Origin of the sequence: Halomonas sp. DP8Y7-3 (assembly GCF_019801675.1) — a bacterium.
Taxonomy (GTDB): domain Bacteria; phylum Pseudomonadota; class Gammaproteobacteria; order Pseudomonadales; family Halomonadaceae; genus Halomonas; species Halomonas litopenaei_A.
Genome location: NZ_JAHVIO010000018.1, coordinates 130,543 through 145,642 on the forward strand (window position 1 = coordinate 130,543; position 15,100 = coordinate 145,642).

Sequence of the window (15,100 nt, forward strand, 5' to 3'; positions counted from 1 at the left end):
TTCAAGGAGAACACCCATGAAGATCACACTGCTGCCCGTCCTCGCCATCAGCGCTCTGACGCTGGCAGGCTGTACTGCCACCAACCAATACTCCGGCAACGTTTACTCTGGCAATCAGGCGCAGACAGCCCAGAATGTCCAGGTCGGCACCATCACCGCCCTGCGCCGCGTGCAGATTCAAGGCGACAGCGCTGCCAGTGGCATTCTCGGCACCGGCGGGGGTGCCATCATCGGTGGTCTTCTCGGCAACCAGGTCGGCGGAGGCTCCGGCCGCACCATCGCCACTGCCGCGGGCGCCATCGGCGGTGCAGTCGCAGGTAACCAGATTGAAAAAGGCGTCAACCGCACCGATGCCTGGGAGATGGAGATTCGCAAGGACACTGGCCAGACCGTCGTCATCGTGCAGAAAGCAGATCAGGCCTTCCAGGTCGGTCAGCGCGTCCGCTTGATTGGCAGTGGTTCACGCCAGAGCGTTGCTCCTTACTGAGCCGACATGCTTGAGATGGCCTCCTCCCGCCATTAGACCAAGCCAATACACACACACCCCATAGCGACGCTATGGGGTGTGTGTATCTCGAGTGCGCTTGGCAGGCACTTCACCATCGACAGCCTAACGCCCCTTCCGCCTTCAGGGCGTCACAGAACTGGGTCAGTGCACCTTGCCCATGACCCAGCAGCCCAGCTTGCAGGCCACCAGAGCAATGACGCCAATCACCAGCAGGGTCATCAGCATATCGATGGGGAAGACGATAAAGGTAGCGCCCAGAACCGCCAGGGCCGGGCACCAGATCCAGCGATCGTCGTCGCTGCGCAGTACCGACGGCAACAGCCCGTCGAGCACGCACCCAAGCCCTTTCTCCCAGGACTTGATCATAACCGCCAGCAATACCGCAAAGGCCAGCACCCAGATAAGTAGCGATGTCATATCGTAGCTCCGCAAAAACAGCGTGGAAGGCAGGATGAAAAATCTCCCCTGAGGGTATCCCCACCATCGGCACTGCGCAACAGCACCATGGGTGGGCACCCGCGTGAATCCTGCTCAGGATATGACCACGTAAGGTGAAAAATGTCCCATTCCCCTGACAGCCCCCGCACCGTCGCGTTACCATGCGTCCTCACACGCACTCACCAAAGGTTCATCAATGCAAATTGCGCAGAATTCCGTTGTCGCGTTCCACTACACCCTGACCAATGACGCAGGTGAAGTGCTGGACAGCTCGGAAGGCCGCGAGCCGCTGACCTACCTCCACGGCGCCGGCAACATTATTCCGGGTCTGGAAAAGGAACTCGAAGGCAAGGCCGCAGGCGACAAGGTCAACGCCAAGGTCGCTCCCGCCGAAGGTTACGGTGAGGTCCAGGAGCAACTGGTCCAGGAAGTGCCGCGCGATGCCTTCCAGGGCGTCGAGAGCATCGAGCCGGGCATGCAGTTCCAAGCCCAGACCCAGGGCGGTCCGCTGATGGTCACCGTGACCCAGGTGGAAGGCGATACGGTTACCGTTGACGGCAACCATCCGCTGGCAGGCCAAAACCTGAACTTCGACGTGGAGATTGCCGAAGTTCGTGAGGCTAGCCAGGAAGAAATCGAGCACGGCCACGTGCACGGTGAAGGCGGCCACGAGCACTAAGACTCGCCACGATCACCGCGCTGCTGCGCTTTACCCGCAGCGACATCGCGGCACATTGAGCCAGCGCTAGATCCCAGGATCAGCGAATCGGCTTAGCCCTGACAGGGCAGCAAAGGACAGCTTAGGCTGTCCTTTTGCATGTCTGGGCACTGCTCAGCAGAAGGCCCGCGCTGGCGTCTTCTCCCTGCTTGCGCTCACTGCCTTTTAGCGCTGCCCTGTTGTTAGCCTTTCGCTACCCAGTCGTTACCCTGTTGCCACCCTATGGTGACGATAGGGTGGCCCCTTAGGTCGCCGCCCCTTTCTGTCGCTGCCCTACCTTTACGGGAATAGTGGCGACGCGCGATCAGGGATTGGGCAATGACTGGGATGAGATCGCCTTCAGGGTGTGATAACCGCCCCAGAGTCGCGTGGCCGTCGTCAGCAGACACGCCCCTGCAAAGACGACCGCCAACGTCGGGAAGTGACCGGGCCACAGACAAAAGGCGATCAACGCCAGCACGGTTTCGGTACCCTCGGTCAATCCGTGGAGGTAGTAGAAGGCTTTGCGCTGAAAGCGTGGACGCTCCAGATCATGTCGGGCCGCCATGATGGCGAAGGCCAGAAATGATGTCCCCGTGCCGATGAAAGCGAACAGCAACAAGGCCGCCGGCAGCGCATTCTGCTCGCTATCGGCCAGAGCAAACCCCAGCACGACGCTCGCGTAGAAAACGAAGTCGAGGCCGATATCGAGAAAACCTCCCGCATCGGACGCAATGTCCAAGCGGCGCGCCAGAGCTCCATCGAGACCGTCTGCCACACGATTCAAGACAATTGCCAGCAGCGCCCAACCATAGGCCTGAATCGCCAGCAACGGCAGCGCCAGCATGCCGATGGCGAAGCCTGCCAAGGTCACGTGATCTGGGCGTACCTGAGCACGCTGAAGCAGTGTGACCAGAGGCTTCAGGGGCCCTTGGGTTTTCGGCATGGTCCAGCGATCTAGCATTTTCAGTCTCGGTAAGAGGAAGGGTATCAAGGGTGAAAAGGCGCACGGCGGAAACCTCCGCCGTGCGCTCTGGAGTGACTCGCTCGTCAGGGACTAGGCCGCGGTATCGTTGGCAGCTCGCGTCGCGCCGTCCGACTTGGTCGCCGCGTCGGCCTCCCCGGATGACGCGGCCTGATCCGCCTCGGCGCCACCTCTACGCCAGCGGAAGTAACGCTCAAGGTAGCCAAGCACACGTTCGGGCTTGTGGGCATTCTTCCAGACACCAGCAGCCGCCTTGACCGCTTCGGAGTGGGTCGGATAAGGGTGAATGGTCCCCAGCAGCTTGTTGAGCCCGATGCCACGCGTCATCGCTAGAGTGAATTCCGCCAGCATCTCTCCTGCTCCGGCACCCACAATGGTTGCCCCAAGGATGCGGTCCTTGCCAGGTACGGTCAGCACCTTGACGAAGCCAGTCGTGTCACCTTCAGCGATGGCCCTGTCCAGTTCTGACAGTTCATAGCGCGTCACCTCGAAGGCTACGCCCTGTTCCTCGGCCTCACGCTCGTTGAGACCGACCCTGGCCACTTCAGGGTCACAGAAGGTCACGGCGGGCAGTGCCTTGTAGCTCACCGTGAATCGCTTGAATTCACCGAACAGCGCGTTGACGGTGGCATGCCACGCCTGGTGGGCACTGGCATGGGTCAACTGGAAAGGCCCGACCACATCACCACACGCCCAGACATTCGGCAGAATGGACTGCAGACCACCGTCCACATCCAGGGTGCCATTATCGCGAGTGCCTACGCCTAGCGCCTCGAGGCCCAGCCCCTCTACGTTCGCCTGGCGCCCCACCGCCACCAGCAGCTGGTCAAAGGCCAAGTGCTCAATACGGGTCTCTCCACCGTCGTTGATCTCTACCTCAAGACGGTGCTCGCCGTTGTCGCCTGCCAGCACCTTGAGCGCTCGGGTCGACAGATACAGGTGCACACCGCTGGCTTCAAGCCCGGCTGCCGCTTCACGCGCCACATCCGAATCCTCACGGGGCAGCAGCTGAGGCCCCATTTCGACCAGCGAGACCTGACTGCCCAGCCGAGAGAAACTCTGCCCCAGCTCGCTGCCGATCGGGCCTCCCCCCAGCACGACCAGTCGCTTGGGCAGCGAGGTCAACTGCCACAGGTTATCCGACGTCAACACCTCAATGTCGTCGATTCCCGGAAGCGGCGGCACCCTGGGCCGCGCGCCGCTGGCAATAATGACATGCCGCGTGGTCAGCACCTGCTCCCCCACCTGCACGCGCCAGGGGTCAAGAAGCCGTGCCTCCCCCTCGACCACATCCACGCCAAGCCCCCGATAACGCTCAGGGCTGTCATGGGGCTCCACCTCAGCGATGGCACCGTGTACATGCCCCATCACCGCGGCGAAATCTACCTGGGGCTCGCCAGCGCTTACGCCATAGGCAGGCGCCCGACGGATGTCCTCCGCCGCCCGGGCTGCGCGGATCAGTGCCTTGGACGGAACGCAGCCCGTATTGAGACAGTCGCCCCCCATGCGATGGCGTTCGACCAGTGTCACCTTGGCCTTTACCGCCGCCGCGATATAGCTCGCTACCAGGCCAGCAGACCCCGCCCCGATGACCACGATGTCGCGATCGAAGCGAGCTGGACGCTGATAGGCTGACGCCAGGCGACGACGCTTGAGCACGCCCACCAGCGCCTTGGCAAGCCAAGGGAACAGGCCAATCAGCACGAACGACAACACCAGACCCGGCGACAGAATCCCCGACAACGAATCCAGATCCCCGAGCTCACGCCCGGCGTTCACGAACACGGCGGTTCCCGGCAACATGCCAAGCTGGCTGACCCAGTAGAAGGTCGGCAGACGCATCCGGGTCAGCCCCACCACCAGGTTGATCACAAAGAAAGGAAAGATGGGGATAAGACGCAGGGTGAAGAGATAAAAAGGCCCCTCTCGATCAATGCCGGCATTGATCCGCGAGAGCTGCCGGGAAAAGCGCGCTTCCAGACTCTGGCGCAGCAACGTCCGGGCAATCAGTGCCGCCAACGTTGCACCCAGAGAACTGGCAAACGACACCAGCAACAGCCCAGCCCAGAAGCCAAACAGTGCACCGGCCAGCAGTGTCAGCAATCCCGCCCCTGGCAGCGACAGGGCAGCCATCAGTACGTAGATTGCGAAAAAGCCTCCCGCCACGGTCCATGGGTCGTCATGGAACCACTGCTGAAACTGCGCTTGCTGCGACTTGATGGCCTCCAGGGTAAAGGCATCGTTGGCGCCGGTGGCGAAGAAGCCGACAACCGCGAGAGCGATCACTGCCAGCAATATCCATTTTTTACGGGTCACCCGTCTCTCCTTCTCGACTCGGTAGGGCACAGGGGCCTGGGCAACAGACGTCACGATCTCGCCGTGCGTCAGTAACAAGACGCTTCTCGCTGGCTCAGGGCCAAGGCATCACGATGCCTTCGAGGTTAGCAGCAGCGGCTATGTCGCGGATAGCCGCCCTAGCCTTACGGCTGAAAATGCAAAGATTCTGAATTTAGCTGAGTCGTCCTGTAAGGAAGGACCTGCCACACTGACCAAACCTGCGGAAGGTCACCTGCACCCTGGACACTAAACGGAGTGAATTGATGCGAATTCCCCTGATCCCACGAAGCGTCATTGTTGCCGGCATGTTGACTGGTGCCACGCTGACAGCCCCCGCGGCCTTTGCCGATCAGCAGACGGCTATCTTTGGTGGGGGCTGTTTCTGGTGCATGGAAGAAGCGTTCGACAAGATCGACGGCGTCGAGGCGACCGTATCGGGCTTTGCCGCCGGGAACACAGAGGACCCGACCTATCAGGCGGTCAGCGCTGGGGGGACCGGCTACGTGGAAGTCGTGCAAGTCACTTACGACACCGACAAGCTCGACTACGAGGACCTGCTCTACGTCTACTGGCGCAACATTGATCCCTTTGTCGCCAATCGGCAGTTCTGTGACGAAGGCGACACCTATCGCTCTTCGTTGCTGCCGCTGAACGACGAGCAGCGCAGCCAGGCGCAAGCAAGCCGAGACGCCATCGCCGAACGCTTTGATCAGCCTATCGAGACCCTGATCGAAGACCCCGGCACCTTCTATCCGGCCGAGGACTATCACCAGAACTACTATCAGAACAACAAGGTTCGCTACACCTTCTATAAGAACGCATGCGGTCGCCCGGATCGCCTCAAGGAGATCTGGGGCGAAGAAGCCATGCCCCACGCGGCCCCGGGTCAACAGGCGACCTCCTGAGCCCTTGCCATGAGGGCCGCTCTGGGGCTCCTCTGCGCGAGCCCATTACCCTCACGGCCCCTCTCGACCGACGTGGACGAGAGGGGACGCTGTCTTCCTGACAGCTCTTGGCCAGCAGGTCTATACGGCAGAAGGGTGGCGGGTGGCGCCGGCCGGCTAATGACTGCCGGACGTCGCCACGGCGATGTTGCGTGCTTCTTCTTGCCGCTGACGCCGACACAAGCGCCAGCTCAGCCATCCCGTCACGGCAAGTACACACCAGCTGGCGCCGATCACACCGGTCCACCCCTGCCACAGCCAAAATGGCTCCAGCCATAGCGGCCCCAGGCTCGCACCCAGATAGTAGAAGACCAGGTAAAGCGCCGACGCGCTGCCCCGTCCCGTCTTGGCCTGGCGCCCGACCCAGCCTGATGCGGTCGCATGGCACAGAAAGAAGCCAAAGGCACTGACCATCAGCGCCAGCACGATCACGCTGAGGGACTCGACCAGCGTCACCCCCAGCCCCACACTCACGATCCCAATTCCCAGCAGCATGGTGCCCGGCGCACCAAGCCTGGCGACCACCCGGGCTGACAGGGTCGAGCCAAGGGTGCCGCCCAGATAGGTAAGGAACAGCAGCCCCAGCCAGCGAGGGCCAAGCAGAAACGGGGATTCTGCCAAACGGAACGTCATGTAACTGTACTGGTTGATGAACACCAGAAAGTTCAGCCCCCCAATCAGATAGGCCGGCCACAGCCATGGATTGCCAAGATGCGACCTCATCTGCTGCACCGCGCCGGACACGCGAAAAGGCTGGGGCTTGAAGCTCCTGGCGGCAGGCAGCAACCACCAGAACAACATCGTGCCTGCCAGCGTGACCACCGCCACCGAAACGAAACTTGCCTGCACCCCCTGCCACTCACCGATGACGCCGCCCAGGATGCGCCCGCCGATACCTCCCAGGGTGTTGGCGGCGATATACAGTCCTACCGCACGGGTCATGGCCTGAGGGGAAAATTCGTCCCCCATCCATGCAATGGCGACGGCCGGCAAACCGCCCAGCGCAAGCCCCTGCAGCACCCTGGCAGCCAGCAGGCTCTCCAGCCCCGGAACAAAGGCAATCAACAGCGTCGCCAAACCCACCGCGGCCAGACTGACCTTCATGATCGCACCGCGCCCAATGGCGTCGGATAGCGGGCCATACACCAACAATGACAAGGCCAGCGTCAACGTTGCCAAGGACATGACCAGGCCGATCATCAAGGTCGATGCATCATGTGCCTCTCGCAACATGGGCAGCAAGGGCTGGGGTGCATACAGGTTGATGAACACCAGCATGGAACCCAGACACAGAGCCAGTGTCGCTCTGCGCCAGGTGGGCGTATCGGCATGAATCATGAAAGTCTCCTTTGGCAAACGCTATCATCCATGCTTCACTTCCATCACACCAACAGAAGAAAATGATGCTCACCATCAGATTGACTTATGAGTCTACCCTTTGATCTCAGGTCGCTGGCTGTTTTCGTTGCCGTGGTCGACCATGGCGGCTTCAGCGCTGCCGCTCGTGCGCGACATGTAGCCCAATCTGCCGTCAGCCAGACCATCGCTTCACTGGAACAACGCCTGGATACGCCGCTGTTCAAACGTCAGGAACGCCCCATACAGCTGACTCCAGAGGGTGAGGTGCTGCTGCAGCATGCGAGGCGTCTTCTTGACGATGCCAGCGCCACGGAGCTCGCCATGCGGGAACTCAAGGGCCTGGTCAAGGGTGAGGTCCGCATCGGCATTCCTTCCATGCTGGGCTCCTATTACCTGCCCCCGCTGCTGATGGGATTTGCCGCGCGTCACCCCGGCATCCGCATGACCGTCATCGAGGCAGGCGCACGCCGCCTGCAAGCCCTGATCAAGGAGCGGGAACTGGATTTGGGCATCGTGGTGGAAGACGGCACGAATCACGACCTGGAGACGGAAACCCTGCTGTGTGAAGAAATGGTGATCTGTGCCCCTCGCGACCATCCTTTTGTGTCACAAGGCCAGGTCAGTGCGGCGGAATTTCTGTCACAGCCGCTGGTGCTGTTTCAGGACGGCTACTTTCATCGAGAGTTTGTGGACGCCATGGCCCGCCAACTTGGCATGGCACCTCAACTGGCGTTTCAATCCAACCTGATTCCGCTGACCAAGGCTATCGTGCGCCAAGGCTTCGGCATCACCACATTTCTGCGTCGGGTCGTGGAGGAAGACGACCTGGCCGCCGTGTCCTTTTCGCCGCCAGCCATGTTGACCTTGTCCCTCGCCTGGCAGCCCCAGGGGTACCTGTCGCGCGCCGAACGGGCCTTCATCGACTACGCACTGGCCAACCGCCACGGGCTATGACCAAGCCGCAAGCCGTAGAGTTGACGACATAAAAGAGGCAAGCCATCAGGCTTGCCTCTTTTATGTCCATCTAACGATTCACAGGACAGCATCATGGGGCGCAGGCCATGACCAGTGACCTGAGCAGCCGCTTGTCCGCCATCAAGCGCTATCAGCCGCCAAACTGTGCCGGGCTGTAGGCAAACTGTCGCATGCTCAGATGTGTCGGCTCGAGCGGGCGGCGCGCCTGCCAGTAGTAGCGGCGCCAGTAGCTGTTGTCGAGCTTGGAAATCATGACACCACGTGAAGAAGACGCGTGCAGAAAACGCCCCTGCCCGACGTAGATGCCGACATGACGATTGCCAGGAGGCTTGAAGAAGACGAGATCACCAGGGGACAGCTGATCGCGAGTGATGGGTTCGCCCATGTGGAGCTGGCTGCCGGTGGTTCGGGGTAGCTCGACCTGGAAGGCGTCGCTGAAAATGTTCTGCACCAGCGCCGAACAGTCGATGCCACTCATGTTGGTGCCACCAAACCGATAGGGCGTTCCCGCCCAGCGATCGTGTTCTGCCATCAGGGCCTCACGAATCGCGGCGGCTGGATCATCCAGGAAGCTGCCGCCGGTATTGGGCACTTCAACAGGTGACATTCGCGAGGCGGCTCGCTCCGCCAATGTCGGCATGTCTCTGCTGAAATAATCGTTCTGGGCAGTATCCTGTTGACTCGCACATCCGACCAACAGGCCAAGCATCATCATAGCCGCTGTCACGCGGCAGGTCTGGGCGACGCTCATGCGACACACACCTCATTCCCTGAACCGGACCCGCTGACGACAGATCCGGCGCCCAAGAGCCCCTGTGGAAGTGACGCACTAGTGCCACTGCCACAATACCCTCAGCTACGCTAGTGGATCGACGACCCCCTTCTTTACGGGGGGTCTGACGAAAGTTCTCATGGATAGTAGCCAAAATAATCTGTTATGACGATAGATCAGGACAATTTTTTGGCACTTTTTTTCTGTTGTTCCAAGACGATCAGTGCAGGGTTCGACCATCTCCCGGCAAAGTATCAATATGCAGAGGTGCCCAGTGTCGCGGGCGCGCCCCCGGAAAGTCCAGGCTCGCCCAGGTTCCCGCGAGGGGTGGAGCTCCCGACAACCAGGCGATCAAAGCCTGTCGAAAACTGGCCAGAAATGACTCGCGCTCTGGCGTCTCACCCATGAAGAACGAGAATCCTGCGTACAGCCCTCTTGCGTAGTCCTGCCAGCCGGCATAGTGGGTAGATGCCAACTGATAGGCCCGTTCAAGCAGGGCCAGAAAGTCTGGCTGTGCCAGCCACCCAAGCTGTCGACCGGCAATGGCAAGGTCGACGGCCTGTGCCAGATCCCAGGCACACATGTCGATATCGTTGCAATGGTCGGCATTGTCGCGAACACGCAGCAGGCGCAGCAGGTGATTACGCTCCTCCTCATTGCACTCCCCGGACTCAAGAGTGGCAATCTCGGAGTTCAAGCGCGCGGCATTCAGGGTGTAGGGCGCATAGTTGATCTGATACTCCTGGCGATCTCCCACATCGAGCAGAAAGCGCACGAAATCGATCAGCTCCGTCGCCGTATGCAGCCCGTAATGGCCATCGATCCAATCGCGGATCGACGCACCCTCACGATCGCTCTCTGGCTGTGGCAGACTCCAGGAGGCGGTATTCAAAGGTCCGACCAGAGACAGCGCCGTAAAATGCATCAGACTGGGCCGCTCTCCCGGCTCTCGCCAGTCCCCGCCCTGCCAGGTCAGCCAATGAAACAGACTGCCAGGATCGTCCAGGTGCCAGCGAATCTCATGACTCAACGTCGGCTGTTCAGGCTCCGGTAGCAGACTGTCCCAGGTCGCCCACGCTTCGAGTAACCGCTTTGGCGAACTGTAAAAACGGCACAGGACATCACGCAGTGCTGCCGCCATTTCCTCAAGACTGGCGGCATCAAACTGCTCACTATCCATGCTCATCAACAGGTAGAAAGCGTACTTTTCCGCCATATGAATGGTGGCCGAGTGGCGCGTGGCCTTGGCCAATCCGTCACGCCCGGAGATGTCGCCAGCGGGCGCATCACCAAAGGGGGTTCGGGCGGAGGGCAAGGCACGATGGGCAGCGTCGGCCGCCAGTTGGTTAAGGTGATGGGCCTGGGCCGGTAACCAGTAGCGAACCAATGCCCGGGCCCCTTCGTCCGGATGCAGGTCCAGCGTCTCGACCAGATACTTGCGGGCTTCATCTCGGCGGGACTGCACCAGTGTCGGCGGCGGCCCTTGGCGCGCAGCCAGTTCGGGCTCGCGTACCGAGGCCAGGGCGAGCACCCAGTGCCGCGGCGATAGACGAAAGCCACGGGCGGCCTCGCGCGAGGCCTCAATCATGCCTTCGTCCAACAGCTCCGCCAGACTGTCCTGCCAGGGGCTGAGGGGAGAGCCCATCAGCCATTGCCAGTCCGCGGCCAAGCTGGGAAGCCGGTCCTGACCTTCGAACAACCCACGCCCCCGCTGGTAGGACCGAGCCAACGCGCTCCAATCACTGTACCGACGCTGCACCAGGTCGGCAGCGTGATAGGCCATTAGAGCTGCGTCGCTGGGGGACAGCCAGCCCATGCAGGCGCCCGCCCAGGCCAGGTCCACCGCACGCAGCCAGTCCCAGGCGGCCCACTCCAGCGGCTCGCCCTGGTCGATGTAACGGCACAGCAGGCGGCCGTAGGCACGCTCCTGAGGGCCGAGACCTTCACACCACGCCTGTCGCTCTGCGGTGCTGACACTCATCAGTCGCGAGGCGTCGATATCCCACCCCTGCCGGTCGCCTTGGCTCGTCAGCCAGAGCAGCGCCCGCTCAAGATCCTCGACACAATGAATCTGCCAGACCTCAGCCAGCCAGGTGTCGACACCCTGCCAGTCGTGCTGACTGGCTGGCGTGACCAGCACGGGAGAGAAGGCAGCACGCAAGCGCCAGACACGGTCCTCGGGACTATCCGGCCATAGCGGCCCGACAGATGCCTGGGCGAGGCCCTGTTCCAGCAATGGCCAGGTGATGCCAGCACCTTCGCCCTCCAGCTTGGACAAGGCTCGGCAGGCATCGAGCAAACCTTCGTCGCCGTGCAACCAGCCTTCTCGTCCACGCGCCTCGCACAGGGCCTCAAGCCAATCATCCAGGCTGTCGTAGCGGCGCTGAATCTCGCGGCAGCGATTGACGGCCCAGGACCGGGCGACATCGGCTGTCAGCCAACCAGCAGCCCCACCCAGCGCAATCAGCTCCAGAGACGCCAGCAATTGCGATGCGGATGCATGACCGGCCGCATCCAGCTCAAGCAGACGCCAGGCCAGCTCACCTCGATCCACCACTTCAATGGCAGCCAGGCGCTCAAGCGCCGCCTCTTCCGGCAACGTCAAAGGGTCAGGCATGAAAGCCCAGTCACACAGCACCAGTTGCTGCGCCCACCAGGCATTGAGCGGATCAACCAAGTCTCACCTCGCTGGAACACGAATATCAGGCCGGCCCGGCAGAAGCCTGCTACGGCGTTTCACTCTTCACTATGTTGCGTCGCCGTCTCTACACAACTGCGCTTGTCGACAGGCAACCCCGCAGTGGCCGCAGAGCCAACGTCGCAGGCGGTGGCAACAAGACGGCGACATAGTGTACCGGAAACTGCTCGTCGCGCCGATGCCAATGTCCTGTTCGAGGGGTGAACGATGGTCGTGCTGTGCGCTTCCACCGGATTCTTCAAACAGCCGTAAAAAATTATGATCACGCCCCTTGGCGCCATGTTTCAAATAATGCACACTCGTCAATCATGAGATAACACCTATTCCCTGACTTTCGCGGAGCCCCCCATGTCCAACGCTCAGGACCTGATTATCGACAAGGCATACATCGGCGGCCAATGGCGTGCCACCGACCGTCGCTTCAGTGTGACCAATCCCGCCACGGGTGCCGTTCTGGCAGAAGTACCGGACCTCGGTGCCGATGAGGTGAAAGAGGCCATCGGCGCCGCTGATCAGGCCTGGGCTGGCTGGAAGCGCAAGACCGCCAAGGAGCGCTCCGCGCTGCTACGCGCCTGGTTCAACGCGATCATGGACCATCAGGAAGCCCTCGCCGAGCTGATGACCCTTGAGCAAGGCAAGCCGCTGGCAGAGTCTCGCGGCGAAGTGGCCTACGGGGCTGCCTTTGTCGAGTTCTATGCCGAGGAAGCCAAGCGCATCGCCGGCGAGACGCTTCCAGGCCACGGCCAGGACAAGCGCATTCTGGTATTCCGTGAACCGGTCGGCGTGGTCGCTGCCATCACCCCGTGGAACTTTCCGCTGGCCATGATCACCCGCAAGTGCGCCCCTGCTCTGGCAGCAGGCTGCACCGTGGTGGTGAAGCCGGCGGAGGCGACCCCTCTGACCGCCCTGGCGCTGGCCAAGCTGGCAGAAGAGGTCGGCATCCCCGCTGGTGTCATCAATATCGTGACCTCCAGCTCGCCTCGCGAAGTGGGCCCCGTGCTGACCGGTGACGCTAGAGTGCGCAAGGTGTCTTTCACGGGCTCTACTCCGGTAGGCAAGATTCTGCTGGCCCAATGCGCAGATACCGTCAAGAAGGCTTCCATGGAGCTAGGTGGCAACGCTCCCTTCATCGTCTTTGATGACGCTGACCTGGACGCAGCCGTGGAAGGCGCCATTGCCTCCAAGTACCGCAACTCCGGTCAGACCTGTGTGTGTACCAACCGCTTCCTGGTTCAGGACGGGGTGTACGATGCCTTCGTCGAAAAGCTGGGCAAGCGTGTTGCCCAGCTCAAGGTGGGCAACGGCCTGGAAGAAGGCGTGGTCCAGGGCCCGCTGATCAACGCGGCCGCGGTGGACAAGGTGCAATCGCATATCGCTGACGCCCTCGACAAGGGTGCGCGTCTGGTGACCGGTGGTGAAGCTCTGGAAGGCACCTTCTTCCAGCCCACGGTGCTGGCCGATGTCACCACCGCCATGCGCGTGGCCAAGGAAGAGACCTTCGGCCCGTTGGCCCCCATCTTCCGCTTCAGCAGTGACGATGAGGCCATCGCCATGGCCAATGATACCGAGTTCGGCCTGGCTGCCTACTTCTACGCCAGCGATTACCGTCGCATCTGGCGCACCATGGAGCAGCTGGAGTACGGCATGGTCGCCATCAACGAAGGCATCCTGTCTACCGAACTCGCGCCCTTCGGGGGCGTCAAGGAGTCGGGTCTTGGACGCGAGGGTTCGCGCCATGGTCTCGACGAATACACCGAACTCAAGTACGCCTGCGTCGGCGGCCTGTGAAAGCCGGGCGACCAGCCGTCTGCCTCATGCCACGAACACCAGAGGAACACTTGAGTTAGACCGTGCATCCTCACCACAAAATATGCCGGGACGCGCACTGCGCGTCCTGTCGTTAACGTCTACCCTGAACACACTCTCTCCACACTGCAGGCACAAGGAGTCTGAAGATGTCCAACGCACAACTGAACGAACTCAAGCAAAAGTACGTGGCCAAGGGTGCCGCCAGCCCCGCGACCGCCTTCGCAGACCATGCCAAGAATGCGGAACTGTGGGACGCCGACGGCAACCGTTTCATTGACTTCGCCGGCGGCATCGGCGTCCTCAATATTGGTCACTGCCACCCCAAGGTGGTCCAGGCGGTCAAGGACCAGCTGGACAAGGTGATGCACACCTGCCAGACCGTGATGCCCTATGAAGGCTACGTCAAAGTGGCCGAGAAGCTGGCCGAGATCACCCCGGTGCGCGGCGATGCCAAGGTCATGCTCGCCAACTCCGGCGCCGAAGCGCTGGAAAACGCGGTCAAGATTGCGCGTGCCGCGACCGGCCGCAACAACGTCATCTGCTTCGACGGTGGCTACCACGGCCGTACCTTCATGACCATGGCCATGAACGGCAAGGTGGCTCCCTATGCCAACGACTTCGGCACCATGCCGGGCTGCGTCTTCCGCGCCGGCTACCCGGTCGCTGAGCACGGCATCAGCGAAGAGGAAGCCATTCGTCGCCTGAAGATGGTACTGAAGACCGACGCCAACCCGGCCGACACCGCGGCCATCGTGCTTGAGCCTGTGCTGGGCGAAGGTGGCTTCTACCCGGCTCCGCAGAGCTTCCTCGAAAAGATTCGCGAGATCTGCGACGAGCACGGCATTCTGATGATCATCGACGAAGTTCAGAGCGGCTTCGGTCGTACCGGAAAAATGTTTGCCATCGAACACAGCGGCGTTCAGCCCGACCTGATGACCATGGCCAAAAGCATGGCAGCAGGCATGCCGATCTCAGCAGTGGTCGGCACTGACAAGCACATGGACGCCTCCGGCGCCAACTCGCTGGGTGGCACCTATGCCGGTAGCCCAGTGTCCTGCGCCGCCACCCTGGCAGTACTAGAGGTGTTCGAAGAAGAGGATATCCTGGCCAAGAGCCGCGCGCTGGGTGACAAGCTGGCACAACGTTTCGCCCAGTGGGCCGAGACATTCGACGCTGTCGTGCACCCCCGCAACCTCGGTTCCATGGCCGCCTTCGAACTGAACGGCAAGGATGGTCAGCCGGCCCCCGAGCTGGCCGCTGAACTTTGCAAGCGCGCTCGCGAGAACGGCCTGATCCTGCTTTCTTGCGGCATGTTCGGCAACACCATTCGCTTCCTCATGCCGGTCACCATCGAGGACGCGGTTCTCGAAGAAGGCCTTGGCATCATCGAGAACGACCTCAAGGCCATGCTGGGCAGCACTGCCGCCGCCACGGCGTAATGCTAAGACGCTGACGGCCCACCGCCGTCATGCCTCGACGCCACCGGCTGATGCCGGTGGCGTTGTTGTTTGGGGGCAGTGAAACAGCAGCAATGCTCGCCCTTGCGGGCACCCAGATTGGAAAAAATGTGCCCAAACA

12 protein-coding genes are annotated in these 15,100 nt (G+C 61.5%); 6 read left to right on the top strand and 6 right to left on the bottom strand.

The window, feature by feature from the left end; all coding sequences use genetic code 11:
• Positions 1-16 precede the first annotated feature (16 nt).
• Entirely contained in the window at positions 17-487 is a 471-nt protein-coding gene (locus tag KUV86_RS17250; RefSeq protein ID WP_222164235.1) for a glycine zipper 2TM domain-containing protein, read from the top strand.
• Positions 488-649: 162 nt separating this feature from the next.
• Here the strand turns inward: KUV86_RS17250 and KUV86_RS17255 are convergent, their stop codons facing one another.
• A complete protein-coding gene (locus KUV86_RS17255) occupies positions 650-925 on the bottom strand; it encodes a hypothetical protein (RefSeq protein WP_206944381.1) in 276 nt (91 codons plus the stop codon).
• A gap of 217 nt (positions 926-1,142) precedes the next feature.
• On the opposite strand from KUV86_RS17255, the gene KUV86_RS17260 reads away from it, so the two are divergent.
• Positions 1,143-1,625 (top strand): peptidylprolyl isomerase, encoded by a 483-nt coding sequence (locus tag KUV86_RS17260; protein ID WP_045992921.1) that lies wholly within the window; start codon positions 1,143-1,145, stop codon positions 1,623-1,625.
• Positions 1,626-1,968: 343 nt separating this feature from the next.
• Here the strand turns inward: KUV86_RS17260 and KUV86_RS17265 are convergent, their stop codons facing one another.
• Together KUV86_RS17265 and KUV86_RS17270 are read right to left on the bottom strand one after the other, a co-directional pair.
• A complete protein-coding gene (locus KUV86_RS17265) occupies positions 1,969-2,607 on the bottom strand; it encodes a CDP-alcohol phosphatidyltransferase family protein (protein ID WP_222483652.1) in 639 nt (212 codons plus the stop codon).
• A gap of 93 nt (positions 2,608-2,700) precedes the next feature.
• The gene (locus tag KUV86_RS17270) at positions 2,701-4,944 is read right to left on the bottom strand and encodes an FAD-dependent oxidoreductase (RefSeq protein WP_222485896.1); all 2,244 of its coding nucleotides are present in this window, start codon (positions 4,942-4,944) and stop codon (positions 2,701-2,703) included.
• A gap of 284 nt (positions 4,945-5,228) precedes the next feature.
• Between KUV86_RS17270 and msrA the strand changes: the two genes are divergently transcribed.
• A complete protein-coding gene (gene msrA, locus KUV86_RS17275) occupies positions 5,229-5,870 on the top strand; it encodes a peptide-methionine (S)-S-oxide reductase MsrA (protein WP_222164238.1) in 642 nt (213 codons plus the stop codon).
• 156 nt (positions 5,871-6,026) lie between these two features.
• Here the strand turns inward: msrA and KUV86_RS17280 are convergent, their stop codons facing one another.
• On the bottom strand, positions 6,027-7,247 hold the full coding sequence (locus KUV86_RS17280) for an MFS transporter (protein WP_222485898.1): 1,221 nt from the start codon (positions 7,245-7,247) through the stop codon (positions 6,027-6,029).
• 87 nt (positions 7,248-7,334) lie between these two features.
• On the opposite strand from KUV86_RS17280, the gene KUV86_RS17285 reads away from it, so the two are divergent.
• Positions 7,335-8,222, top strand: coding sequence for a LysR family transcriptional regulator (locus KUV86_RS17285; protein ID WP_222164240.1), 888 nt, complete (start codon positions 7,335-7,337; stop codon positions 8,220-8,222).
• 151 nt (positions 8,223-8,373) lie between these two features.
• Here the strand turns inward: KUV86_RS17285 and KUV86_RS17290 are convergent, their stop codons facing one another.
• Positions 8,374-8,850 carry a C40 family peptidase gene (locus KUV86_RS17290; RefSeq protein WP_308126695.1) on the bottom strand — a complete coding sequence of 159 codons (477 nt, stop codon included), beginning with the start codon at positions 8,848-8,850 and terminating at the stop codon, positions 8,374-8,376.
• Between the two features lie 385 nt (positions 8,851-9,235).
• On the bottom strand, positions 9,236-11,692 hold the full coding sequence (locus tag KUV86_RS17295) for a DUF1266 domain-containing protein (RefSeq protein ID WP_222485900.1): 2,457 nt from the start codon (positions 11,690-11,692) through the stop codon (positions 9,236-9,238).
• A 369-nt stretch (positions 11,693-12,061) separates the two neighbouring features.
• On the opposite strand from KUV86_RS17295, the gene KUV86_RS17300 reads away from it, so the two are divergent.
• On the top strand, positions 12,062-13,501 hold the full coding sequence (locus KUV86_RS17300) for an NAD-dependent succinate-semialdehyde dehydrogenase (protein ID WP_206944390.1): 1,440 nt from the start codon (positions 12,062-12,064) through the stop codon (positions 13,499-13,501).
• A gap of 167 nt (positions 13,502-13,668) precedes the next feature.
• Complete coding sequence (locus KUV86_RS17305) at positions 13,669-14,961, top strand: aspartate aminotransferase family protein (protein WP_206944392.1); 1,293 nt, start codon at positions 13,669-13,671, stop codon at positions 14,959-14,961.
• Positions 14,962-15,100 lie beyond the last annotated feature (139 nt).